At 69.7% G+C, this 22,565-nt stretch carries 20 protein-coding genes and 3 tRNA genes; 13 read left to right on the forward strand and 10 right to left on the reverse strand.

Annotated elements, in window-relative coordinates; all coding sequences use genetic code 11:
• Positions 1 to 83 precede the first annotated feature (83 nt).
• The 3 genes from OG735_RS15490 (at position 84) to OG735_RS15500 (ending at position 1,316) form a co-directional block, all read left to right on the forward strand.
• Complete coding sequence (locus OG735_RS15490) at positions 84 to 422, forward strand: hypothetical protein (protein ID WP_327323762.1); 339 nt, start codon at positions 84 to 86, stop codon at positions 420 to 422.
• Positions 423 to 595: 173 nt separating this feature from the next.
• Positions 596 to 1,252 (forward strand): bifunctional DNA primase/polymerase, encoded by a 657-nt coding sequence (locus OG735_RS15495; RefSeq protein WP_327323763.1) that lies wholly within the window; start codon positions 596 to 598, stop codon positions 1,250 to 1,252.
• A tRNA-Lys gene (locus tag OG735_RS15500) sits at positions 1,243 to 1,316 on the forward strand. Before OG735_RS15495 ends, OG735_RS15500 begins: the two co-directional genes overlap by 10 nt.
• 172 nt (positions 1,317 to 1,488) lie before the next feature.
• Here OG735_RS15500 and OG735_RS15505 read toward each other — a convergent pair.
• Positions 1,489 to 2,748: a M6 family metalloprotease domain-containing protein gene (locus OG735_RS15505; protein WP_327323764.1), complete on the reverse strand. Its 1,260-nt coding sequence runs from the start codon at positions 2,746 to 2,748 to the stop codon at positions 1,489 to 1,491.
• Positions 2,749 to 3,179: 431 nt separating this feature from the next.
• On the opposite strand from OG735_RS15505, the gene OG735_RS15510 reads away from it, so the two are divergent.
• Positions 3,180 to 4,994 (forward strand): putative bifunctional diguanylate cyclase/phosphodiesterase, encoded by a 1,815-nt coding sequence (locus tag OG735_RS15510; protein ID WP_327323765.1) that lies wholly within the window; start codon positions 3,180 to 3,182, stop codon positions 4,992 to 4,994.
• A gap of 99 nt (positions 4,995 to 5,093) precedes the next feature.
• Here the strand turns inward: OG735_RS15510 and OG735_RS15515 are convergent, their stop codons facing one another.
• The 4 genes from OG735_RS15515 to OG735_RS15530 all read right to left on the reverse strand — a co-directional run bounded on the left by OG735_RS15515 (position 5,094) and on the right by OG735_RS15530 (position 9,735).
• Positions 5,094 to 6,809 (reverse strand): glycosyl hydrolase family 18 protein, encoded by a 1,716-nt coding sequence (locus OG735_RS15515; protein WP_327323766.1) that lies wholly within the window; start codon positions 6,807 to 6,809, stop codon positions 5,094 to 5,096.
• A 231-nt stretch (positions 6,810 to 7,040) separates the two neighbouring features.
• Positions 7,041 to 8,114 carry an LLM class flavin-dependent oxidoreductase gene (locus tag OG735_RS15520; RefSeq protein WP_327323767.1) on the reverse strand — a complete coding sequence of 358 codons (1,074 nt, stop codon included), beginning with the start codon at positions 8,112 to 8,114 and terminating at the stop codon, positions 7,041 to 7,043.
• Between the two features lie 62 nt (positions 8,115 to 8,176).
• On the reverse strand, positions 8,177 to 8,902 hold the full coding sequence (locus tag OG735_RS15525) for a maleate cis-trans isomerase family protein (RefSeq protein ID WP_327323768.1): 726 nt from the start codon (positions 8,900 to 8,902) through the stop codon (positions 8,177 to 8,179).
• The gene (locus OG735_RS15530; RefSeq protein ID WP_327323769.1) at positions 8,899 to 9,735 is read right to left on the reverse strand and encodes a maleate cis-trans isomerase family protein; all 837 of its coding nucleotides are present in this window, start codon (positions 9,733 to 9,735) and stop codon (positions 8,899 to 8,901) included. Before OG735_RS15530 ends, OG735_RS15525 begins: the two co-directional genes overlap by 4 nt.
• Positions 9,736 to 9,831: 96 nt before the next feature.
• Between OG735_RS15530 and OG735_RS15535 the strand changes: the two genes are divergently transcribed.
• Both OG735_RS15535 and OG735_RS15540 read left to right on the forward strand, forming a co-directional pair.
• On the forward strand, positions 9,832 to 10,794 hold the full coding sequence (locus OG735_RS15535; RefSeq protein WP_327323770.1) for a D-2-hydroxyacid dehydrogenase: 963 nt from the start codon (positions 9,832 to 9,834) through the stop codon (positions 10,792 to 10,794).
• Complete coding sequence (locus OG735_RS15540; protein ID WP_327328329.1) at positions 10,778 to 12,193, forward strand: amidase; 1,416 nt, start codon at positions 10,778 to 10,780, stop codon at positions 12,191 to 12,193. Before OG735_RS15535 ends, OG735_RS15540 begins: the two co-directional genes overlap by 17 nt.
• Here OG735_RS15540 and OG735_RS15545 read toward each other — a convergent pair.
• Positions 12,171 to 12,674, reverse strand: coding sequence for a DUF3830 family protein (locus OG735_RS15545; RefSeq protein WP_327323771.1), 504 nt, complete (start codon positions 12,672 to 12,674; stop codon positions 12,171 to 12,173). The genes OG735_RS15540 and OG735_RS15545 overlap by 23 nt on opposite strands.
• A gap of 42 nt (positions 12,675 to 12,716) precedes the next feature.
• Between OG735_RS15545 and ehuB the strand changes: the two genes are divergently transcribed.
• From ehuB to OG735_RS15575, 6 genes are all read left to right on the forward strand, one after another.
• Entirely contained in the window at positions 12,717 to 13,598 is an 882-nt protein-coding gene (gene ehuB, locus OG735_RS15550; RefSeq protein WP_327323772.1) for an ectoine/hydroxyectoine ABC transporter substrate-binding protein EhuB, read from the forward strand.
• Positions 13,595 to 14,323, forward strand: coding sequence for an ectoine/hydroxyectoine ABC transporter permease subunit EhuC (gene ehuC, locus OG735_RS15555; RefSeq protein ID WP_327323773.1), 729 nt, complete (start codon positions 13,595 to 13,597; stop codon positions 14,321 to 14,323). Before ehuB ends, ehuC begins: the two co-directional genes overlap by 4 nt.
• A complete protein-coding gene (gene ehuD, locus OG735_RS15560) occupies positions 14,320 to 14,970 on the forward strand; it encodes an ectoine/hydroxyectoine ABC transporter permease subunit EhuD (protein WP_327323774.1) in 651 nt (216 codons plus the stop codon). The genes ehuC and ehuD overlap by 4 nt, the downstream gene beginning before the upstream one ends.
• Positions 14,960 to 15,754, forward strand: coding sequence for an amino acid ABC transporter ATP-binding protein (locus OG735_RS15565; protein WP_442812432.1), 795 nt, complete (start codon positions 14,960 to 14,962; stop codon positions 15,752 to 15,754). Before ehuD ends, OG735_RS15565 begins: the two co-directional genes overlap by 11 nt.
• Before the next feature lie 167 nt (positions 15,755 to 15,921).
• On the forward strand, positions 15,922 to 16,680 hold the full coding sequence (locus tag OG735_RS15570; protein ID WP_327323775.1) for an IclR family transcriptional regulator: 759 nt from the start codon (positions 15,922 to 15,924) through the stop codon (positions 16,678 to 16,680).
• An 86-nt stretch (positions 16,681 to 16,766) separates the two neighbouring features.
• Positions 16,767 to 16,840 (forward strand) — tRNA-Lys (locus OG735_RS15575).
• Between the two features lie 72 nt (positions 16,841 to 16,912).
• On the opposite strand, the gene OG735_RS15580 is transcribed toward OG735_RS15575, so the two are convergent.
• The 4 genes from OG735_RS15580 to OG735_RS15595 all read right to left on the reverse strand — a co-directional run bounded on the left by OG735_RS15580 (position 16,913) and on the right by OG735_RS15595 (position 21,988).
• Complete coding sequence (locus tag OG735_RS15580) at positions 16,913 to 18,598, reverse strand: AMP-binding protein (RefSeq protein WP_327323776.1); 1,686 nt, start codon at positions 18,596 to 18,598, stop codon at positions 16,913 to 16,915.
• A 26-nt stretch (positions 18,599 to 18,624) separates the two neighbouring features.
• Positions 18,625 to 19,212, reverse strand: a complete 588-nt coding sequence (locus OG735_RS15585; RefSeq protein WP_327323777.1) for a lytic polysaccharide monooxygenase auxiliary activity family 9 protein — start codon at positions 19,210 to 19,212, stop codon at positions 18,625 to 18,627.
• Between the two features lie 127 nt (positions 19,213 to 19,339).
• Positions 19,340 to 20,497, reverse strand: a complete 1,158-nt coding sequence (locus OG735_RS15590; protein ID WP_442812433.1) for an SPFH domain-containing protein — start codon at positions 20,495 to 20,497, stop codon at positions 19,340 to 19,342.
• Positions 20,498 to 20,581: 84 nt separating this feature from the next.
• Positions 20,582 to 21,988: a peptidoglycan-binding protein gene (locus tag OG735_RS15595; RefSeq protein WP_327323778.1), complete on the reverse strand. Its 1,407-nt coding sequence runs from the start codon at positions 21,986 to 21,988 to the stop codon at positions 20,582 to 20,584.
• A 207-nt stretch (positions 21,989 to 22,195) separates the two neighbouring features.
• Here OG735_RS15595 and OG735_RS15600 point away from each other — a divergent pair.
• Positions 22,196 to 22,269: transfer RNA gene (locus OG735_RS15600), tRNA-Lys, on the forward strand.
• The last annotated feature ends 296 nt before the right edge of the window (positions 22,270 to 22,565 follow it).

Consider the following 22,565-nt stretch of genomic DNA (forward strand, 5'->3'; position numbering starts at 1 on the left):
GCACCGGGCGGAGTCCGGTCAAGCGTGCGAGTCAACGAAAGGCGGCCGATCAGGGGCCGCACCTGTACGAGGAGGAGAACCACATGGCGGATCCCGACCGGAGTGAGCGGAAGCTGCGACCGGCCCCGCTGCTCTTCGAGCCGTCGGAGGCTGCCGCCGATCCCGAGCACTTCTTCGACCTGGAGTCCATCGAGGACCCGAGGGAGCTGCTGGCCCGGGCCACGGAACTGACCCTGGCGTTCCGCGCCGCGACCGACCGGGCGGCGGAGTACCAGGCACTCGCGGCGGCCCAGCTCGCCGACCCGCGACGCTTCGACCGGCTCACCTCCGCGGACATCGCCCAGCGGGCGGAGTGGACCGAGGACTATGCCAAGAAGATGATCGAGTTCGGCCGCGACCTCCTCCGTAACACCACCCCGTAGCCACCGGAAGCCGCCGAACAGGCACGCTCGCACCCGTCTGCACCCGCACGCACCGCCGGCCAACCTCGCGCCTGGCATATGCCGGGGCGCAAGATACGCCTCCCCGCCCTGCCCTGTCCCGACTTCCGCCAACTCTCAGGAACGGAACCGTCACTCCCGGTAGATCTTGTGTCATGAGCGCATGGCTGCGAGACCAACCACTGCGGGACCCCGGCCCCCCTGACGACGAGCGCCGTACGGACATCCTCGCCCTCCTGCAGGAGGAGGGCCGTTATCGCGCGGCACAGGTCACCGCCCCCGGCGCCCGCTGGCTCACCTCCGCCGGGGCGTATCCGCGCTCGATGCTCGCCCTCTGGGAGACCCGGCCGACCGCTCCCGCCGTACTGCCCTGCGGCGCCGTCTTCGACGTCGTGAACGTGCCCACGGTCTTCGGCCGGCGGATGCTCGACCGGCTGTGGGAGGAGGGGCCGGGATCCGGCCCCGTCGCCATGCACCGCGGCCGGATGATGCTCTTCGCCGCGCCCGGCACCGCCCAGCGCCTGCCGTCCCTGCTCGACTGGGAGGAGTGGGGCGATTCCGTACCGCCGATGCTCTGCCACGGCATCGGCGACGCGGTGACCGTCCCGCCACTGGCGCAGGGCCAGGACGCCGCCGACCCGCGCTGGCTGGTGGCCCCGGACGCCCGCCATCCATGGCTGCCGGGGCCCGAGGTACTGCTCTGGTCGTGCGTGCGGGCGGTCCGTGCGGCCTCGTCCCCGACCGTGCGTATATCGATTTTTCCTCCCGCCGATCAGGATGCTAAGGTCTACGACGTCAGCAGGCGCCGCTAGCTCAGTTGGTTAGAGCAGCTGACTCTTAATCAGCGGGTCCGGGGTTCGAGTCCCTGGCGGCGCACAGACGGGAAAGGCCCTTCGTGAGAGCGAGGGGCTTTTTCGTGTGCCCACACCAGGGCGACCCGGCGACCCGCACCCTCGGACGTCCACACCCCGGCGACCCGCACCCCGGCGACCCGCCTCGGCCGCCCGCACCGGCCGCCCGCACCCCGGCGACCCGCATCTGCGCCGTACTACGCCGTCGTGACCCTGATCGTCCACGCGCCCGACCGCGTCCGGTCCGCCACCTGCACCCTCGTCCGCTCGCCCGGCGTCCCCGGCATCGTGAACGTCTCGCCGACCCCCAGCGGCGCGTCCGCGAGCGGCGGATAGACCGACCGGTCCCAGCACGCCTCGGTGGCCGGATGTGTGTCCACCACTTCGACCGGGCCGCCGCCCGACGCCGTCTCGGCCTGTACGCGATACAGCAGCACCCCCTCCGTACAGGTCTCCCGGTCGTTTCCGGTCGAGCCGCGCGCCTCGATCGCGAGCGCGGTGTCCTCCCCGGTCCTGACGACCGCGAGCCGCGTGCCGAGGCTCCCGCCGGGGGCCGGCGCGGCGTCCACCGGCTCCAGCGTGATCAGCTCCGACTTCTCCACGCACCGCACGGCCCGCTGGTCCAGCCAGCCCAGCTTCCATTTGTGCCAGGCGAAGAGATCCGGTGCGAGCCCGAACTGGCTGCCCATCACATCCCAGTCCCCGACATAGGTGTCCCAGTCGCCCTTGCCGTCCGTCGGCCGGTGGTAGAGATCCGGCAGGTCGAAGGCGTGGCCGGTCTCGTGGGCCAGCACATTGTGGTCCGGCGGATGGCTCTCGAAGACGGTGACGACCCGTTCGATGTCAGTGCCGTCGGCATGCAGCGGCCGATCGAGGTTGACGACCTTCGTCGCGTCGGCGTCCACACCGGGCGCGTCCGGGTCGGCGACGAGATAGACGATTCCGAAGCGGGAGAAGTCGACCGTCGAGTCCGCCGCGGCGATCGCGTCGCGCAGATACCCGCTGCGCCGCGCCGAGTCCCAGTCCCGCTTTATCCCGTACGCGGTCGAGGACTTCGGCATCCTCACCCACTGGCGCTGCGGATGCGGGCGCAGCGCGAACTGCCGGTACGAGGCACTCTCGAAGAACTGGCTGGTGGCCGGGAAGTGGTCGGCCGCGAGCTCGTCCGGTGAGTTCAGCGGCACCGAGTCCGGAAACGACAGGAAGATCATGACCGCGTCCATGCTCCCGACAGGTCGCGGGTAGGCGGAGTTCCAGGAGTCGACGCCGAGCGAGTGGTGGGCAGCGGTGCGGGGCAGCGCGCAGGGCCCCCCGGACAACTCGGCCACGGCCGGGCCGGCCACCAGGCCCGTGGCGGCGAGCGCCATCAGGGAGGTGAAGGCGGCCGCGGCGCTGCGCAGGCGCCCGCGTTCCGCACCCTGGGCCACTCCTCGGGCCGCTCCCGGCGCCACTCCCACGGGTGCTCCCTCGGGTGACTGCTGACCCTCCACGTGGACCTCCGGCTGAGGAATGCGAGACACCTCACCCACCCTGTGTTGATTTCAGGCGGTACGCCCTGCCGACTGCCCCACTTGGGTGACCGACCCGACACCGGGCCGACACCGACCCGAGACCCGCCGACACTCCGATGGCTCACGGAACGTCACATTCGGTCAGGACGGAATCGGCCACCGCGCAGACCTGTGCAGAAACGATCGTCCGTAGCCCCGGGGCGGGCTGATCCACTGCGCCACAGCTGGAACAGCCGCCGGGCGGCCTCTATGATCGGCACACTTTCCCGGCGTCTTCCCCGAGTTCATACCGGCTTCATCGCCGATCGCATGGGGCGGCCGGACCGACCACACCTGTACGGACCCTGTACGAAACAACTGCACTGCGGGAGCGAGCGGTGAGCGGAACCTCCGAAGGAACAGGGCCGGCCGGAGTCGCAGTCCCCGGTAGCAACCGGCCGTTGATCACAGAGCGTCACAGCGTCGGCCGGACGGCCGCCGAACTGCGTGACTACCGCGCCGCGTTCAACGCCGCACACCTCGCGATGGCCGTCGTCGACCACGAGGGCGTCGTGGTCACTGCGAACGAGGCCTTTGCCGCGCTGCTCGGCACCGAGCCCGTCACCCTGCTGGAGCAGTCCGCGGCCGATCTCGTCGACCTGGCGTCGGACGGCCGCACCTGGCACGCGTACCGCGAAGTGCTGCGCGGCCGCCGTTCCCGGTTCCGCTGCACGCGCCGCCTCAAGCACCCCGACGGGCGCACGCTCTGGGCCGAGGTCACCGTCGCGCCGGTGCCGGACAGCCGCAATGTGCTGCTCTCCATCACGGACATCAGTGACCGGCGCGAGCTGCTCGCGCGGCTGCGGCAGGTCCAGATGCACGACCCGGTGACGCGGCTGCCCAACCGCACGCTCTTCTTCGAGCGGCTCTCGGCGGCGCTGGAGTCATCGGCGTACGACCAGGGCTCCACCGGCCGGATCGGGCTCTGCTACCTGGATCTGGACGGCTTCAAGGCGGTCAACGACACGCTCGGGCACCGGGTCGGCGACCGGCTGCTTGCCGCCGTCGCCACCCGGCTCACCGAGTGCGCGGACAGCGACGCCCACACACGCAGCGGCAGCCATCTGGTGGCGCGGCTCGGTGGCGACGAGTTCGCGATCCTGGTCGAGGACTCCACCGGTACGGAGCAGCTCGCCGATCTCGCCAGGTCCGTACTGGTCGCGCTGCAACAGCCGTTCGACCTGTCGGGACAGCGGCTCTCGGTCTCGGCGTCGATCGGGGTCGTGGAGCGGGCGGCGGCCGGGACGAGCGCGACGGGTCTGATGCAGGCCGCGGACACCACGCTGTACTGGGCGAAGGCGGACGGCAAGGCTCGCTGGACCCTTTTCGACCCCGAGCGCAACGCGCACCGGATGACAAGGCAGGCGCTCTCCTCCACACTCCGGCCGGCCGTGGAGCGCGGCGAGTTCGCGCTGGAGTACCAGCCGCTGGTGGGGATGGCGGACGGGGTGCCGCGGGGCGTGGAGGCGCTGGTGCGCTGGAACCACCCGCAGTTCGGCACCCTTGCGCCGAATCGGTTCATCGCCATCGCGGAGGAGGACGGCTCGATCGTCCAGCTCGGCCGGTGGGTGCTGCGTACGGCGTGCCGCCAGGCCCGCCAGTGGCAGACGGACCACCCGGACGCCCTGCCGCTGTTCGTGAGCGTCAATGTCGCCGTACGGCAGGTCTGGGACTCCGACCTGGTCGCGGACGTGGCGGAGATCCTTGCCGAGACGGGTCTGGCGCCGCATCTGCTGCAGCTGGAGCTCACCGAGTCAGCGGTGATGGGCTCGGCGGGCCGCCCGCTCCAGGCGCTGCAGGCGCTGAGCGACATGGGCGTGCAGATCGCGATCGACGACTTCGGGACCGGGTACTCGAACCTGGCGTATCTGAGCCGGCTGCCGGTATCCGTACTGAAGCTCGACGGATCGTTTGTTCGCGGCTTCCAGGACGAGGCGCACCCGAACCCGGCGGACGAGACGGTCGTCGAGGCGATGGTGCAACTGGCGCACCGGCTGGGCCTGACGGTCACGGCGGAGTGCGTGGAGACGGCGGGCCAGGCGTCGCGTCTGCGGCGGATCGGGTGCGACACGGGTCAGGGCTGGCTGTACTCACGGGCGGTGGCGCCGGAGCGGATCGCGGAATTGATCGGTGTCGGCGCGCTGTCGGTCTGATGAGATCTTCGACCGGGAGTCCAGAAACACCGAACCGCCCCCGCCGGAAGGGAATTCCGGTGGGGGCGGTCGCCTGTGGGGGGAAGGGAGAGGTTCAGCTCAGCAGGCGCCCAGGTCCTGCCAGACGCCCCATTCGCCTGTGGTGCCCGGCTCTTCGCCCTGTGTCCACCACTTGGCCTTCCAGACATGGCCCTTGTGGGAGACCTGCGTCGAGCCGGTGTACGCCGGGGTCGCGGACCAGGCCGGTGCCGTGCAGCCGGCCGGCGGGGCGGACGGCGACGGGGTGGGGTTGCTCGGGGAGGGGGCCGGGGCTGACGGGGTCGGGGTCGTGGCCGACGGGGTCGGGTCCGGGGTGGTCGAGCCGCCGACCGCCGTCACGATCTGGTTGAGCAGCGTGGTCTGTTCGTCGAGGCCGAGCAGCGAGTACATCATCGCGCCCGCCAGGCCTCGGCTGTGCGCATAGTCCGCGCGCGCCTGGATCGCCCGCTTGTCGAGGCCGGTGAAGAACTCCCCGTCCTTGTAGAAGTACGCCGCCTTCGCCTCGTCGTCCCAGAACGTCGTCGCCGCGTTGTCGACGATGCCGCCGAGCTCCTTGTAGTGCGCGATGCCTGCCTGCTGGCTGACCGGGCGGACTCCCGAGGCGCCGGTCGCGGACTGCGCGAGACCGTTCTTCGCGCCGGCCGGGACACCCTTCCAGCCGCGGTAGTAGAACTCGTACCCCAGCGTCAGCTTGTTCGCCGGGAAGCCGCCCGCGATGCCGTACGCCGCGCTCCCGTCCAGCCAGGAGTCGATGGCGTTGTCGATCGAGTACTTCTGCGTGCCCGGCGCGATCACGTCCGTCGGGTCGGAGGCCGGCGAGTACAACGGCGACTGGTGGTACGTCGGTCCGTCCGCGTCCCAGGCGCCGTGCATGTCGTACGTCATGATGTTCGCGTAGTCGAGGTACGCGCCGATCTTGTCCGTCTCGATGTTCTTGATCTTGTCCTGGCCTGCCGGGAGCGCTGCCGTCAGCAGGTACTTCTTGCCGCCGTGCGCCGCGCCGTACTCGTCGAGCTGCTTACGGAACTCCGCCAGCAGCAGCGTGAAGTTGGCCTTGTCCTCGGCGCCGTAGTGGTTGCCTAGGTGGCCGCCCTCCGAGCCCGGGTACTCCCAGTCGATGTCGATGCCGTCGAAGATCCCGGCGGCCGCGCCCGCGCCGCCGTAGCCGCCGTCGACCGGCAGGTCGCCCGCGATGTACTGCTTGACGCAGGAGGCGACCAGCTTCTTGCGGCTCGCGTCGGTCTTCGCGGCGTCGTGGAAGTACTTGGAGTAGGTCCAGCCACCGATCGAGATATTGATCTTGAGCTTGGGGTGCTTCGCCTTCAGCTCCTTGAACTGGTTGAAGACGCCCACGATCGGCTGGCTCCGTGTGTCGGCGACGCCGTCGACGCTGTCCGCCGCGGCGAAGGACTTCTGGTAGTCGGCGTACGAATCGCCTGCGCCGTCACCGGCGTTGGGGTTGGCGTCGTCGCCCGCCTTCTTGTTCGCCTCGAAGCAGGTCAGATCGGTGGGGTGGATATTGCCGAACGAGTAGTTGATGACGTCGAGCTTGTCCGCGATGCCCCGGGTGTCCAGGTGCTTGGGGTAGAAGGCGTTGCCGTACACGCTCCACTGGTCGTAGTACGCGATCTTCACCCCGCCGGTGGACGCGGCGGCGGTCGTGACGTCGTCGCGGGCCGCGGCACCGGCGGTGCCGAGGGCTGTGAAACCGGCCAGGGCGCCGGCGGCGAGCGCCGCGGTCGTCAGGGCCGCGAGCAAGGGTCTGCGGGAGCGCACGTACAGCCTCCGGGGGTGCGTGAAGGAACGAAACAACGGAATCCAGAAGGGGAGTTGGAGAAGAGATAGCGAGTCGGCCACCGCCGCGTCAATGGTCTGAACCAAATAAGGACTAGACCAATTTCTTGGAGAAACCGCTTGCCAGGCACCCGCACCCGGTATGCGAAACCGCCCGCCACCATCGGTGACGAGCGGCTTTAGGACTCCCTTAAGGGCCTGCGGGCAAGCGGTTCAGGAATGAACCACTCCACCCGGCAAATCGTAGGCATCCGCGATCAGTTCGTACGAGCGCAGCCGCGCATCGCCGCCGTGCGCATTGGCCGTGATCATCAACTCATCGGCGCCGGTGCGCTTCTGGAGGTCGTCCAGGCCGGTGCGCACCGCGTCCGGAGTGCCGTGGATGACGTTCGACAGCCAGCTGTCCACGAACTCCCGCTCCATGGCGCTGAATTCGTATGCCGCCGCCTCCTCGGGGGTGGGGATCAGCCCAGGGCGGCCGGTGCGCAGCCGGACCATCGACAGCGCGCCGGTCAGGACCTGGCGGCGAGCCTCCCGCTCGTCGTCGGAGGCGAGCGCGGAGACGCCGATCAGCGCGTACGGGGCGTCCAGGAGCTCCGAGGGGCGGAAGGAGTCGCGGTAGAGGTCCAGCGCCGGGACGGTGTTCTGCGCCGAGAAGTGGTGGGCGAAGGCGAAGGGCAGTCCGAGTACGCCGGCCAGCCGCGCACTGAAGCCGGAGGAGCCGAGCAGCCAGATCGGCGGGCGGGGCGAGGGGCCCTGGACCGGACCGGGGACCGCGTGGATACGGGCGTACGGATGGCCGTCCGGGAAGTCGTCGTCGAGGAACCGGGTCAGCTCGGCGAGCTGCTGCGGGAACTCGTCCGCGCCCTCGCTGAGCCGGTCGCTACGCCGCAGCGCGGCGGCGGTCGCACCGTCGGTGCCCGGCGCGCGGCCCAGGCCCAGGTCGACCCGGCCCGGCGCGAGGGCCTCGAGCGTGCCGAACTGCTCGGCGATCGCGAGCGGCGCGTGGTTGGGGAGCATCACACCGCCGGAGCCGAGGCGGATGCGCTCGGTGTGGGCGGCGAGGTGGGCGAGGATCACGGCCGGGGACGACGAGGCGACGCCCGGCATGGAGTGGTGCTCGGCGACCCAGTGGCGATGGAAGCCGCGACGCTCGGCGAGCCGTGTGATGTCCACGCTGGTGCGCAGGGCGTCGGTCGCGGTGCGGCCGCTGCCGACCGTCACCAGGTCCAGTACCGACAGCGGTACGGGTGCGGTTCCGTTCGCCGTGCCTCGAATCTCGTCCACCGGTGGGGCCCTCCTGCGCCTGAAGATACGTACAGCGCAGATCAACAGGAGGGACTCTCCGTTTATTCCCGCTTGGCGAACAGTGTGCCCAGTTTCGGCCCCCACACCCACGCCCTGCGGTCAGCGAGCCGCAGCCCCTCCCACACCGTCACCTGGTTGGCGGTGAGCACCGGCTTGCCCAGCATCTCCTCCAGCTCGGCGAGGTACGCCGCGGTGTGCAGGGCCGTGTCCGGCAGCAGCACCACCTCCGCGTCCGGATGGTCGCCCGCGCGCGCCAGCTCCAGCACCTCCGCCCGACCCCAGCTGCCCACCTCGGCCGCCGTGATGATCCCGCTCGCCCTGTCCGCGACCACCTCGGCGCCGGACGCCTTGAGGAAGGCGGTGAAGAGCGCGGTGACGTCCTCCGGATAGGTCGCGGCGACCGCGACGCGTGCCGCGCCCAGCTCCCGTACCGCGTGGGCGAAGGCGAACGACGTGCTCGACGCGGGCAGGCCCGCGGCCCGGGCGAGGGAGCGGATCTGCTCGTGCGCCCCCTCCCAGCCGTACACGAAGCTCCCGCTGGTGCACGCCCAGACCACCGACTCCGCTCCTTCGAGCCGGAGCTCCTCCACTCCCGCGGCGAGCCGCTGCGACGCGCCCATCTCCAGCAGCGCGTCGACGCGGTGTGCGTCCTCGCCGATGTCGGTGTGGACGACGGGCAGTCTGATGTCGCTGTCGAGCAGCACCTCGAACCGGGGATAGTCGTCCTCGGCCGAGTGTCCGGGGTAGAGAAGTCCTACCGTGGTCATGTCCAGCCTTCCTGTTCTTCGGGCTGAGCCTGCTGGGCCTGCTGGGGCTGCGGCGCCTGGTGAGCCGGCGGCACCTGCGGCGGCTCCGGCTCCAGGGCTTCCGGCTGCAGCAGCAGCGCCTGGTACGGGCCGACCGCGTGCACCCCGATTCCGCGCAGCGCCGCCCACATCGTGACCTGGTTCGCCGAGAGCACCGGCATCCTCAATTCGGCCTCCAGCTGCGGGATCGCGTCGTACGTCGGCAGATTCGTGCAGCTGATGAAGAGCGCGTCCGCCGCGCCCACCACCGCCTGCCGCGCCATGTCGACGACCGACCGGTACGGCACCTTCCAGATGTGCCGGGTCAGTCCCAGAAAAGCGCGGCCCGTGACCGTTACCCCAGCTTCTCCCAGATACTCCTCCAACGCCTGGGTCACCGATTCCGTATAGGGAGTGACGAGGGCGATACGGCCGGCGCCCAGCTCGTCGAGTGCTTCGAGCAGGGCGCCGGAGGTGGTCAGCGAGGGCACTTCCCCCGCCGAGCTCATCGCCTCGCACATGGCCCGCTCCCCGGCCAGGCCGCCGACGAAACTTCCCGAGGTACAGGCATAGGCGACCACCTCGGGCTCGGACGCGCCCAGCGCCCGTACCGCCTCGCGCAGCGTCTCGTGCTCGCTCACCAGGCGGGCCAGGTCCAACGAGACCTCGACGGGCACATACGGCGTACGGGTCAGACGCAGCGAGACATCGTCGGGGACCCAGCGCCACAGCTCCCGGTCCAGGGCGAAATCGAACGGGGCGACCACACCGACTCCGCGCTGTGGCCGTGGTCCGCCGAGAAAGGAGACATCCATCGCAGGCCCCCTTAGCGTGTTATTGACGACGTTAGGTTCGGGTGCGAGCGTGGGTCAATCCGTACATGTCAGACGTTACGAAACGGCTTCCGCTTGATGTCTGAACCCACCCTCCTCGTACTCGCGGCCGATCCCCCGCCGCGCCTCGGCCGGCTGACCGGACGGGTCCGCGTCCAGTACGCCGACGAGCAGACGCTCGCCTCTCAACTCCCTCACGCAGACGTCCTGTTGGTATGGGACTTCACCTCCGACGCGGTGCGCGTCGGCTGGCCGGGCGAGGGCCCGCGGCCGCGCTGGGTGCACACCCCGAGCGCGGGTGTGGACCGGCTGCTGTGCCCCGAGCTGATCGCTTCCGACACGGTCGTCACCAACGCCCGCGGAGTCTTCGAGGAACCGATCGCCGAATATGTGGCCGGACTGGTGCTCGCCATGGCCAAGGACATCCCCGGGACCCTGGAGCTCCAGCGGCAGCGGCGCTGGCGCCACCGCGAGGGACTGCGGGTCGCGGGTACCCGGGCGACGGTCGTCGGCGCGGGCCCCATCGGCCGGGCAGTGGCCCGCACGCTGGAGGCCCTGGGCGTCACCGTGGCGGTCGTGGGCCGCACCGAGCGGCCCGGAATCCACGGCACCCAGGATCTCGACCCGCTGCTCGCCCGCGCCGACTGGGTCGTCTGCGCCGCACCGCTCACCGATGCGACGCGCGGGATGTTCGACGGGCGGCGCTTCGGATTGATGCAGCCGTCGGCGCGCTTCATCAATGTGGGGCGCGGTCCGCTGGTCGTGGAGGACGATCTCGTCACGGCGCTGAACAACCGGTGGATCGCGGGCGCGGCCCTCGATGTGTTCGAGTCCGAGCCGCTCACGCCCGACAGTGCGCTGTGGGACGTCCCCGGGCTGATCGTCTCGCCGCATATGAGCGGCGACACGGTCGGCTGGCGGGACCGTCTGGGTGAACAGTTCGTCGAGTTGTACGAACTGTGGGAGGCCGGAAAGCCGTTCCCGAACGTGGTGGACAAGAAACGTGGGTACGTCCCCATGCATGATGTCTCCGCTGACTGACCTGACCGCACGCCAACTGCTGGCCGGCTACGAGGAAGGCGACTTCACCCCCGTCGACGCGACCCTCGCTGCGCTGGAACGGATCGAGGTGGTGGAACCGCTGGTCAATGCCTTCGTCCGGGTCGATGCCGAACAGGCGCTGACCCAGGCGCGGGCGTCCGCCGAGCGGTGGCACAGAAAGCAGCCGCAGGGGCTGCTCGACGGAGTGCCGGTGACGGTGAAGGACCTCCTGCTGCAGCGCGGCGTCCCGAACCTGCGCGGCTCCCGAACCGTACGGGCGGAAGGCAGTTGGGACGAGGACGCACCGTCCGTCGCCCGGCTGCGCGCGCACGGCGCGGTCTTCCTCGGCAGGACGACGACGCCGGAGTTCGGCTGGAAGGGCGTCACCGATTCACCGCGTCACGGGGTGACGCGCAATCCGTACAATCCGGCGCGGACATCCGGCGGCTCCAGCGGCGGCAGTGCGGTGGCCGTGGCGCTCGGCGCGGGCCCGCTGTCGATCGGCACGGACGGCGGCGGCTCGGTCCGCATCCCCGCGTCCTTCTGCGGGATCTTCGCCCTGAAGCCGACGTACGGACGGGTGCCGCTGTATCCGTCCAGCCCCTTCGGGACGCTCGCCCACGCGGGCCCGATGACACGGGACGCCGCGGACGCCGCGCTGATGCTCGATGTGATCAGCGGCGAGGACTGGCGGGACTGGTCACATCTGGGCCCGGCGGACAGCGTCCGCGACGGCCTCGCGGACGGGGTGAAGGGGCTGCGGATCGCCTACTCACCGTCCTTCGGCGGTCAGGTAGCAGTGCGTCCGGCGGTCGCGTCCGCGGTGCGGCGGGCGGTGGGGGCGCTGGCGGGGCTCGGCGCGTACATCGAGGAGTCCGATCCGGATATCGCCGACCCGGTGGAGGCCTTCCACACCCTGTGGTTCAGCGGCGCGGCCCGGCTGCTGCAGCATGTCGGCGCGGAGCAGCGGGAGCTGCTGGACCCGGGGCTGCGCGAGATCTCGGGGATCGGGGCGCGGTACAGCGCGCTGGAGTATCTGGCGGCCGTGGACACCAGGATGGAGCTGGGCCGGCGCATGGGGCGGTTCCACACCTCGTACGACCTGCTGGTCACGCCGACCCTGCCGATCACGGCCTTCGAGGCCGGGGTCGAGGCGCCGGCGCACTCGGGGCACCGCCGCTGGACGGGGTGGACGCCGTTCACGTACCCCTTCAACATGACTCAGCAGCCCGCCGCGACGGTGCCCTGCGGCGTGGACGAGGACGGGCTGCCGATCGGCGTCCAGCTGATCGGGCCGCGGCACGCGGACGCGCTGGTACTGCGGGCGGCGCACGCCCTGTACGAGTCGGGCGCGGCCGCGATGCCCGTGCCCTCTCCTACTGGGCCCGGCGGAAGCTGAGGGTCTCGCCCAGCGCACCCGCCCGCCACAGGTCGTGGCAGGCCTCGGCCATCCGGTCGAGGCCGTCGACCACCGAGCCCCAGACGATGCCGGGGACCCAGCCGGTGTCGCCGTTGAGCAGCAGGTTGTTGCGCTCGTAGAAGAGGGCGAGGTCGACGACAGTGCGGCGGCCGTGGTGGGCGGCCTGCTCCCCGTATCCGTACGACGCCGTGCCCAACTGCACGTCGGAGAAGGTGAAATAGCAGAGGTCGCCCGGAATGGGAGTCACCGTCGGATTCTCCAGCGGTGGTTCCTGCTCCGCGAACGCCGGCAGCAGTGCATAGATCTCATTACGGGCATACTTCGCGTGGTAGACATCCCCGGCCAGGGGCAGCGCGTCCCACACGGCAGCGCAGGTCAGCGGGGCCTTGTCGGTCAGCAGTTTCGCGGTGCACTGCACACCGCGCTTGTCGAGGGCTACGGTCACGTATCGGTCGGCCATCTCGTACGCATACCCCGCCTGGAGCCGGGTAGCCGCGCGGCCATGGCTCGTACAAGACAACCAGGATCGATACGCAGACGCACATTGCTGCTCGGCACCGCTGCTGCCGGCGCGCTCGGCGCCGCGGGCGCGGCGGGCTGCGCCCGGGTCCCTTCCGGGGACGCCCTGGCCCGGCTGAAGTCCCAGCGCACGGTGCGCCTGGGCATCGCGGGCGAGGTGCCCTACGGCTATGTCGACAAGAACGGCGAGTTCACCGGCGAGGCTCCTGAGCTGGCCCGTGTCATCTTCAAGCGGCTGGGCATCGACACCGTCCAGCCCGTGGCCACCGACTTCGCCTCGCTCATCCCGGGGCTCAACTCCCAGCAGTTCGATGTCGTCTCGGCCGGGATGTACATCAACAAGGAGCGCTGCCAGCAGGTCATATTCGCCGACCCCGAGTACCAGATGCTCGACTCGTTCATCGTGCGCAAGGGCAATCCCAAGAACCTGAAGACGTACGAGGACGTGGTGAAGGCCAAGGCGAAGTTCGCCACCGGCACCGGCTATGCGGAGATCGACTACGCGGTCGCCGCCGGCTACCCGGAGAAGGACATCGTCATCCTCCAGGACCAGGTGGCGGGGCTGAACGCGGTCGAGTCGGGCCGGATCGACGTCTTCGCCGGCACCGCGCTCACCACCCGCGAGGTGGTGAAGAAGAGCGCGAAGGCGGAGGCGACCGAGCCGTTCGCGGCCGTGGTCGACGGCGAGAAGAAGATCGACGGCGGCGGGTTCGCCTTCCGGCCCACCGACACGGAGCTGCGCGACGCCTTCAATCTCGAGATCCACAAGATGAAGAAGAGCGGCGAACTCTTCCGCATTCTGCGGCCGTTCGGCTTCACCGAGAACGAGATGACCAAGCTCACTGCCAAGGAGCTGTGCCAATGACAGCCGGACTCTGGCAGAACTGGGTGCTCCCGGGTATCTGGATAACCGTCCAACTGCTGGTGTACAGCGCGGCGCTGGCCGCGGCGGTCGCCTTCACGGTCGGCATCGCCCGCACCCACCGCTCACGCTTCGTCCGCTTCCTCGCGGGCTTCTACACCGAGATCTTCCGCGGCACATCGGCGCTGGTGCTGATGTTCTGGCTGTTCTTCGTGCTGCCGCCGCTGCTCGGCTGGCAGCTGGTCCCGATGTGGGCCGCGGTGCTCGCGCTCGGCCTCTCCTACGGTGCGTACGGCGCCGAGATCGTGCGTGGCGCGCTGAACTCGGTGACTCCCGCGCAGCGCGAGGCGGGGGTCGCGCTGAGCTTCACACCCTGGCAGCGGATGCGGCTGATCCTGCTGCCGCAGGCGGTGCCGGAGATGATCCCGCCGTTCTGCAATCTGCTGATCGAGCTGCTCAAGGGCACGGCGCTGGTGTCCCTGCTCGGCGTGGGTGATGTCTCCTTCGCCGCGTACCTGGTGCGCCTGGCCACGCAGGAGAGCGCGCAGATCTACACCATCAGCCTGGTGATCTACTTCGTGCTCGCGTTCGTCGTGACGCGCTCCATGAAGGCGCTGGAGAAGAAGACCAAGCGGAACATCGGCATCGCGGTTCCCGGAAGCGGCCCCGGTGCGTGGTTCGCCGGGCGAGCCGTCACCACTACCACCTCCGGAGGTGGTTCGAAGTGACCTGGGACTGGTCCGCGGTCGCGGACTTCATGCCGCGCTTCTGGGACGGCGTGCTCGTCACGCTGCAGATCCTGGTGCTCGGCTCGCTGATCTCCTTCACGCTCGGCCTGGTCTGGGCGATCGGTTTCAGGGCGCCGACCCGTTTCGTACGGTGGCCGGTGAACGTCTTCACGGAGTTCATCCGCACCACCCCACTGCTGGTGCAGCTCTTCTTCCTCTACTTCGTACTGCCGGAGTGGGGCGTGCAGTTCTCGGCGCTGACCACCGGCACGATCGCGATCGGGCTGCACTACTCGACGTACACCGCACAGGTCTACCGGGCCGGTATCGAAGCCGTGCCGGCCGGTCAGTGGGAGGCGGCGAAGGCGCTGAGCCTGCCCGCCCACCGCACCTGGTTCGCGGTGATTCTGCCGCAGGCGATCCGGCGCATCACTCCGGCCCTCGGCAACTACGTCATCGCGATGCTGAAGGACACACCGCTTCTCGCCGCGATCGGCGTACTGGAGATGCTGCAGCAGTCCCGGCTGGAGAGCGCCGCGACGTTCCAGTACACCGAGCCGCTGACCGTGATCGGCATCGCCTTCATCCTCATCGCCTACCCGGCTTCTCTTCTCGTACGAGCCCTGGAGCGCCGCCTTGTCTCCTGACAGCACCCCCGACACCACGACCCTCGACACCACGACCCCCGGCACGTCCGGTGAGCTGATCCGCTTCGAGAATGTGACGAAGAACTTCGGCGACAACACCGTGCTGGACGACCTCTGTTTCTCGGTGAAGCCCGGTAAACACGTCACGCTGATCGGCCCGTCCGGCTCCGGCAAAACCACGATCCTGCGGCTGCTGATGACTCTGGAGTCGCCCGACCGGGGCACGATCCGGGTAAATGGGCAGCGCCTGTTTCCGGCCGCCGAGAAGGAACGCCGCGAGGCACGCAAGCAGATCGGCATGGTTTTCCAGCAGTTCAATCTGTTCCCGAACATGACCGCCCTGCGGAACATCACCGAGGCCCCGGTGCGGGTGCTCGGCATGTCCAAGGACGAGGCGGAGGAGCGCGCCAAGGGGCTGCTGGACCTGGTGGGTCTCGGCGACCGCTGCGACGCGAAGCCGACGCAGCTGTCGGGCGGCCAGCAGCAACGGGTGGCGATCGCCCGGGCGCTGGCGATGCGGCCGCAGGTGCTGCTCCTTGACGAGGTCACGTCGGCGCTCGACCCTGAGCTGGTAGCCGGTGTGCTGGACGTGCTGCGGGACATCGCCCGCTCCACCGACATCACAATGCTCTGCGTCACGCACGAGATGAACTTCGCCCGGGACATCTCGGACGAGGTGCTGATGTTCGACTCCGGCAAGGTCATCGAGTCCGGATCCCCGGAGAAAATCTTTTCCGAACCGGAGCACGAACGTACTCGCGAGTTTCTCGGTGCGGTGCTCTGACCACTTACTCCTACCGATAAGTGTGACCCTGGCATATGCCAAGCGAGTGCGCCCCAGCGTATGAGGCTGGGGCGCACCATCATTCTCGCCAACAGCAGCCCTCTGAACGGCTCTTGGCCGCTATCGTGGTAGGGAAACTTGCGGTCACAACCTGCTAGGGGGAAACCGTGGCGCTGAAGCCCGAGCCGACCGCGCCGTTCCATTCCATACAGTATGTCCTGCGCGTGCTGGAAACGATCTCCAAGCACGGTGGCGGTGTCACCGATGTCCAGGTCGCGCGCGAGACAGGTCTGCCGACCGGCCACCTGGCCCCCATGCTGGCGATGCTGCGCCGCGAGGGCTATGTGGAACAGGTCACGGACGGCGCCTATGTGATCGGCGACTCACTGATCCTTTTGGGCTCCGGGGTCACCCGTCAGCAGGCACTTCAGGCGAAACTGCAGGAGACCCTCGCCGAACTGCGCGACTCGGTCGGCGCGGCGGTCTACATCAGCCGGTACATCGACGGCGAGGTGAAGATCACCCAGTTCGCCGACAGCCCACGTACGCCGAAGGTCAACGAGTGGGTGGACTTCCGCTCGGCGGCCCACGCGAGCGCCGTCGGCAAATGCCTGCTGACCCAGCTCGACCAGAACGGCCGCCGCGACCACCTGTCGCGCCACAAGATCGCCCGCCTCACCTCGCGGACGATCACCAGCGAGAAGCTGCTCTTCTCCAAGCTGGACAGCCAGCCCCCGACGGTCCCGATGCTGGACCTCCAGGAGTACGCGGTGGGCACAGTCTGCGCGGCGGTTCCACTGACGGCCGGCTCCGCAGTGGGCTGCCTGGCACTGTCCCTCCCGATCGAGCACGCCCACCGGCTGCGCTCGGCGGCGGACACGCTGAATCGCAAGGCGGCGCCGGTGGTGCTGTCGCTGGCGATCTAGGGCGGACGCGGCCGGGTGTCCGAAGCACCCCTCGGGACCAGGTAGTATTACCGAGTCATCAGCCACCGCGCGGCTGGTGCCAGTAAGCGCCGCTAGCTCAGTTGGTTAGAGCAGCTGACTCTTAATCAGCGGGTCCGGGGTTCGAGTCCCTGGCGGCGCACAGCTGATCATCTGGGGCTTCTCGGTCATCCGAGAAGCCCCAGATGCGTGTCCGGACCGGAACCCACATCGTTCAGGTCGTGAGCAGACCCGCCCTGCCGTGGTGCCCGTACTGGTCCAGCAGCGTCGTCCTGTCCGCCTCCGTCAGCCGGCGGTAGCCGCTCCTGCCCGGCTCCGCCCACCACACCTCGCCGCTGCCCTCGCCGTTGCCGAAGCCCTCGCGCCGCAGCGCCACGCGGTGGATCTTGTTCGTCGCGGTCACCGGCAGCTGCCGCAGCACCCTCACGAAGCGCGGCGCCATCTTGGTACCCAAGTCCGGCTGCGACGCAAGGAAATCCCCGAATCCCACCGGATCGAACGAGACGCCGTCCCGCAACGCGACCGCCGCCATCACCTGATCGCCCGCCACCGGGTCCGGCACCGCGTAGACCGCCACCCCCGCCGCGTCCGGCCACCGGGCCAGGATGTTCTCGATCAACGCGGCGGCGAGGTTCTCGCTGTCCACCCGCAGCCGGTCGTCCGTGCGTCCCGCGAAGTACAGGAAGCCGTCCGCGTCACGGAAGAAGAGGTCGCCCGTCCAGTACCAGCCGCCGCGGGTCCGGGCCGCGTCCGCTTCCGGGTGGCGCCAGTAGCCCTCGAACGGGCTCGGCCCCCGGTTCACCAGCTCCCCTATCGCATCCGACCCGTTGAGTAGCCGTCCGCCGGCGTCCAGTACCGCGGCCGCCCGCTCCTTCCCCGTGTCGGGGTCGACCACCGCCAGGTCGTCCTCCGGGCTCGCCCTGCCGATCGCGCCGGCCGGGGTGTCGGGGGTGCGCTGGATCGCCGCGCCGCCCTCGGAGGAGCCGTAGCCCTCCACCAGCCGCACCCCGAATCGCGCCTCGAAGCGCGCCGCGTCCACCGCGCCGGCCTCGGTGCCGAAGCCGAGCCGCAGCCTGTGCTCGCGGTCGTCGTCCCGTTCGGGCGTGGCCAGCAGGTACTGCACCGCCCGCCCCACGTAAGTGAAGTAGGTCGCACGATACGTCCGTACGTCGTCGAGGAATCCGGAGGCCGAGAAGCGGCGGCGCAGCGCGACCCCCGCCCCGCCCGCGAGCGCCGGCGCCCAGTCCGCGATCACCGCGTTGCCGTGGAACATCGGCATGCAGATGTAGTGGACGTCGTCCTCGCGCACGCCGAAGTACCGCACCAGCGACGCGCCCGCCGCCGCCAGCCGGCCCTGGGTGCAGATCGCGGCCTTGGGCGCGCCCGTCGACCCGGAGGTGAAGTAGAGCAGCAGCCGACTGCCGGGCCCGACAGGACCGAGCGTGGCGTCGCCGGGTTCCGCGGCGGCGTACGGGGCGAGCAGCTCGGCGTAGGCGGCGTTGTCGGTATCGGTCACCAGCACCCGGACCCCCGGCAGGCCGAGCCCGTCGAGGAGGGGAAGGTGGGCGCGTTCGGTGACCAGCACCCGGCAGTCGGTGTGCAGGATGTCGCGGGCCAGTTCGGGCCCGCGCCGGGTCGGGTTGATGCCCGCCACGGCGGCCCCGGCCAGGGCCGCCGCACTGAGCCACAGGGGAAACTCCGGGGTGTTGTCGAGCAGTACCCCGAGATGCGGCTCGGCTCCGCGCGGCAGGAGATCCACGAGGAGCGCGGCCCGTGCGGCGGCGCCCGCGGCGACCTGGTGGTGGCTGAGTGCGAAGTCCTGGCCGCTCAGCCCCACCCGGTGGTCGCCCCATTGGCGCTGTACGAGCTCCGCGAGGGTGCCTGCTTCCGCGTTCCTCATGGCGCCGCACGGTAGCTGACTATCCGTCAGAACTGAACATCCGAGCAGGCATAGAAGGCGTTGACGGTGTCGTGCACCGTCCACACCGCGAGGATCAGATGCCGGCCGGACTTCGACGGCAGCGTCCCGGAGTGGCTGAGCGTGGACGGCGGGCGCTGGCCGTTGTACGGGATGGTCAGGAACGGCTGCGACTCGAGCGAGGCACGGGTGAGCTTCTGGCTCGGATTCCAGCCGTTCTTGGTGATGTAGTACTTGAAGTCGGTCGTCGCGTGCATGGCGGTGAACTGCCACCGGAAGGTGTAGTTCTGCCCCGAGGAGACCTTGGTGGTGGGCCAGGTGCCGTCGCGCGGGTCGTCGAGCTGCGCGAAGCGGCTGTTGCCACCGGCGCAGATCGTTCCGTCGGCCGGACCCGCCGCCGGGAAGCCCTTGGGGCCTTCGGCGCTCTGGGGTTCGTAGATGATCTCGCCACAGTTGGCGACCGTGCGGTTGGCGCATAGTTTCTGGCGGCTGATGGGCGAGTCGGTGTAGCCATGGCTGCTGGCGCTGCCGGTCGCGAGCATGGTGGTGCCCGCCACTACGAGGCCGACCACGCCCGCGCATATCTTCTTGCGCATGCTTCGCTCCAGGAAAACGTGGGGGAGTTCTGTGGGCCGTGCTGCACGCGTGCGGTGGTACGCATTCCGGTTTCCGGTCTAGACCAAGGCCCAGAGTATTAACAGAACTTGAACATGTCCAGACCAATCACGCACCTTCCGCGGGCCCCGAACCCCCTTGATGGAAGGCGACGGTGAGGTCCTTGACCAGAGCCTTGCGCTCGTGGTCGTCGAGCGCGACGAGCCCACGCCCGGTGAGCCGGTTCACCGCGTCGTCCACCGCCTTCACCACCGAAGTCAGCTCGCTGTCCCGGTGCTTGGCGTCGATCGCGGCGATCCGTCGGCGCTGCATCGCGACCGCCACCTCCGGCGCGTACTCGATCCCCGTCGGTTGCGCCGAGAAGAGCTCGATCCCCACCGGAGCGCACTCCGCCGACAGCAGACGCGTCAGCGCGTCGCCGACCGCCTCGGCATCGCGCAGGGTGGGTGCGTCCTCGTGGAAGGCATCGGCCGGCAGCTGCGAGAGCACCCGCGCCATCGCCGCCTCGACCTGCTCGCTCAGATAGTTCTCGTGGTCCTCGACGCCGAGCGCCGCCCGCGCGGTGTCCTTGACCCGCCACACCACGAGCACCACGACGCGCAGCGCCGTGCCGTCCGCGTCGACCGCCGGCATCGGTTCGCTGCGCCAGTGCCGCAGCCGCACGTCGACCCCGCGGCGCAGCAGCAACGGATTGACCCACACCAGCCCCGTACGCCGCACACTCCCCTGGTAGTCGCCGAAGATCGTCAGCACCCAGGCGTGTCCGACCCGGCCGCATCCCAGCCCGCCGAAGGCGAAGAGCGCCAGCACCACGCCCAGCGTAAGCAGGCACCACAGCCCGATCCCGATGCCGTTGAAGGGATACGAGGGCAGCCCGAGCAGCCTCGTCAACCTGCCCGGCAGCGCTCCGACCCCCCACAGCAACGCGCCGATCCCGGCCAGCGCGCACAGCCCGGCGACCACCCCGGTCCAGCCGGGCAGCGCGGGCGCGGCCCGCTCGACCAGGTCCGGATCGACGGGCGGCGCGGGCCGCGGTGGGACGACAGCGGACCGCGGCACCGCGGTTCTGCGGCCGACCTTCGGCTGCTCGCCGGTGCCGTGCCGCCACCCGACGACGGCGGACCGCGGGGCGAGCGGCAGGGAGTCGTCTTCGCGGAAGAGGAGATGCACCGGGATCTCGGTGGTGACCTCCTGGGCGATGACCGGGGTGTGCCGCGGGCTGTCGGACGGCACGGTGCCGTCCGGCTCCGGGGTCGTGGTGTTCATGACTGCCACCTCCACTGGTCGTTCCGTACTGCCGTCGCCGTGCCGGTCGGCTCCGTCGGCCGACTGCGCCGGACTGCCGCGCCGTCAGGCGAAGAGCCGCCGCCAGGTCTCGGGTCCCGGGAAGCCGTCGGCCGCGGCGCCGCGCCAGCCCTGGGCCTGCTGGAACGCCTCGACATTGCGCCGGTCCGCCTCGCTCCATGCCGGTCCGGGCCCCGATGTGTAGTGCTTGCCGTAGCCGCGCTTCACCAGCTGCCGGCCGAGCTGGGTGACGTGACTACTGGACCGGCCGGGAAGGAAGTAGCCGCGCCCCGGGTAGGCGGGCGCGACCGCGCTCTTACCACCGGGCCCGCTCGCCCCACCGATGATGTTCCGGCCCTTCTTGGTCACCAGCAGCCGCCAGGTGCCCGGCCCCGGCATCCCGTCCGCCTCCGCGCCCTGCCAGCCCTGGGAGAGCTGGAACGCCTGCGTGGCCAGTCGGTCCATGTCGTCCCAGCGCGATTCGGGTCCCTGGGGGTAGAAGTGCTTTCCGCCGCGGCTGGAGAGCAGCTCGGCGAGCCGGGTGACGTACTTGTTGTTCGCACCGGGTCCGAAGGCCGTCCTCCCCGGATAGGCGCCCGTGACGGGGTTGGCGCCCGTCCCAGGATTGGCGCCCGTCCCAGGGTTGGCGGCTGTCCCCGGGTTGGCGGCCGTCCCGGGATTGGCGCCCGTCCCCGGAACGGTGGCGACGGACGGCGCTTCCACCACGCCGCCGCTGAGGCCCTTGTAGCGGTAGGGCAGGTACTTGCTGGAGTTGGTCCAGTACGCCAAGGGCGTGGCCTGCCTACGGGCCTGCGGCTTCACCTGCTCGTACGCGATGTAGGAGGTGTGCGTGTAGTCGGTCCAGCCGCCGAAGAGCACGACATGCGAGCCCCGGGTCGGATTGTCCGGGTTGTGGAAGAGCAGAATGTCGCCGGGCTGCAGCTCCTCGCGCGTGATCAGGGTGGCGTACTCGGCGAGGCTCCCCGTCCACTCGTTGCCTGCCAGACCCCATGCCATCGAGACATAGCCCGAGCAGTCCTGGCGGTATCCGTCGGTCCAGTACAGCTCCATGCTGTACGGGACCCCCGCGCTCACCCATTTCTTGGCCCGGTTGATGATCTCGGCCCGGGTCGTCTTGCGCAGCGGCGCGGCGGCCGTGGCCGACTTGCCCGTGGGTCCGTGCAGCGGTCCGCTGCGGCCCTGCTCGGTCACGGGCACCGGGTCGGCGGTGGCTTGCGCGTCGACGGCCTCGCCCGGCCGCGCGGTACCGGCAGCCGCGGGGCCGACGGCGTCCGCCACTCCTGCCCCACCGCTGCCGAGCACCACGCCCGCCGTGGCGAGCACGGCCAGCGCCCGGCGTAAGCCGTGCGCGTTCGGGTGGCCTCCGGCCGCGAGGATGCGGCGCTGCTGGGCACAGCCCGCGCAGCCGCAGTCGGCCGCGGGCTCGTACTCCTCGAACACCGGCACGGTCATACGGACCCTCCGCACTCATCAAGTTCTTTTGGCTCTGACGCACGGGTGCCGGCGTCCACTGCCGGCGCCCCCTGTCAGCCGCCAACTGTCCCGTCTCATCGCATTTTGACGGAATGAAGGTAATAAAAGACGATTCGACAGGCCGGAATGATCAGAGAATGGTCATCAGCACCCGCGGCTGTCGGGTAGAGTTCTCCAGGTCAGCAGGCGCCGCTAGCTCAGTTGGTTAGAGCAGCTGACTCTTAATCAGCGGGTCCGGGGTTCGAGTCCCTGGCGGCGCACGCAGAACTGAGGCCCCCTCACCACACATGAGGGGGCCTTGGTCGTACATACAGACGTTTTCAGCCACTCCAGCCCCGATGCGACCTTCTCGCAAGAGGGCCTCAAATCGCACATATAGCCGATTAACGCCCCGTTTCACCCTTGCGATCATGACGGGGGGTCGTAGACCCTGTCCTGGAGCCAATACCCTCAATGGGGCATCCCTTTAGCACAGTTGGGCGTATTTGGAGAGGATAATCCCGTTGCAGGGACACGGGATAGGGGTCCCGTTCACAGATCGAACACGCTACGGGCA

Source organism: Streptomyces sp. NBC_01210 (assembly GCF_036010325.1).
GTDB lineage: Bacteria > Actinomycetota > Actinomycetes > Streptomycetales > Streptomycetaceae > Streptomyces.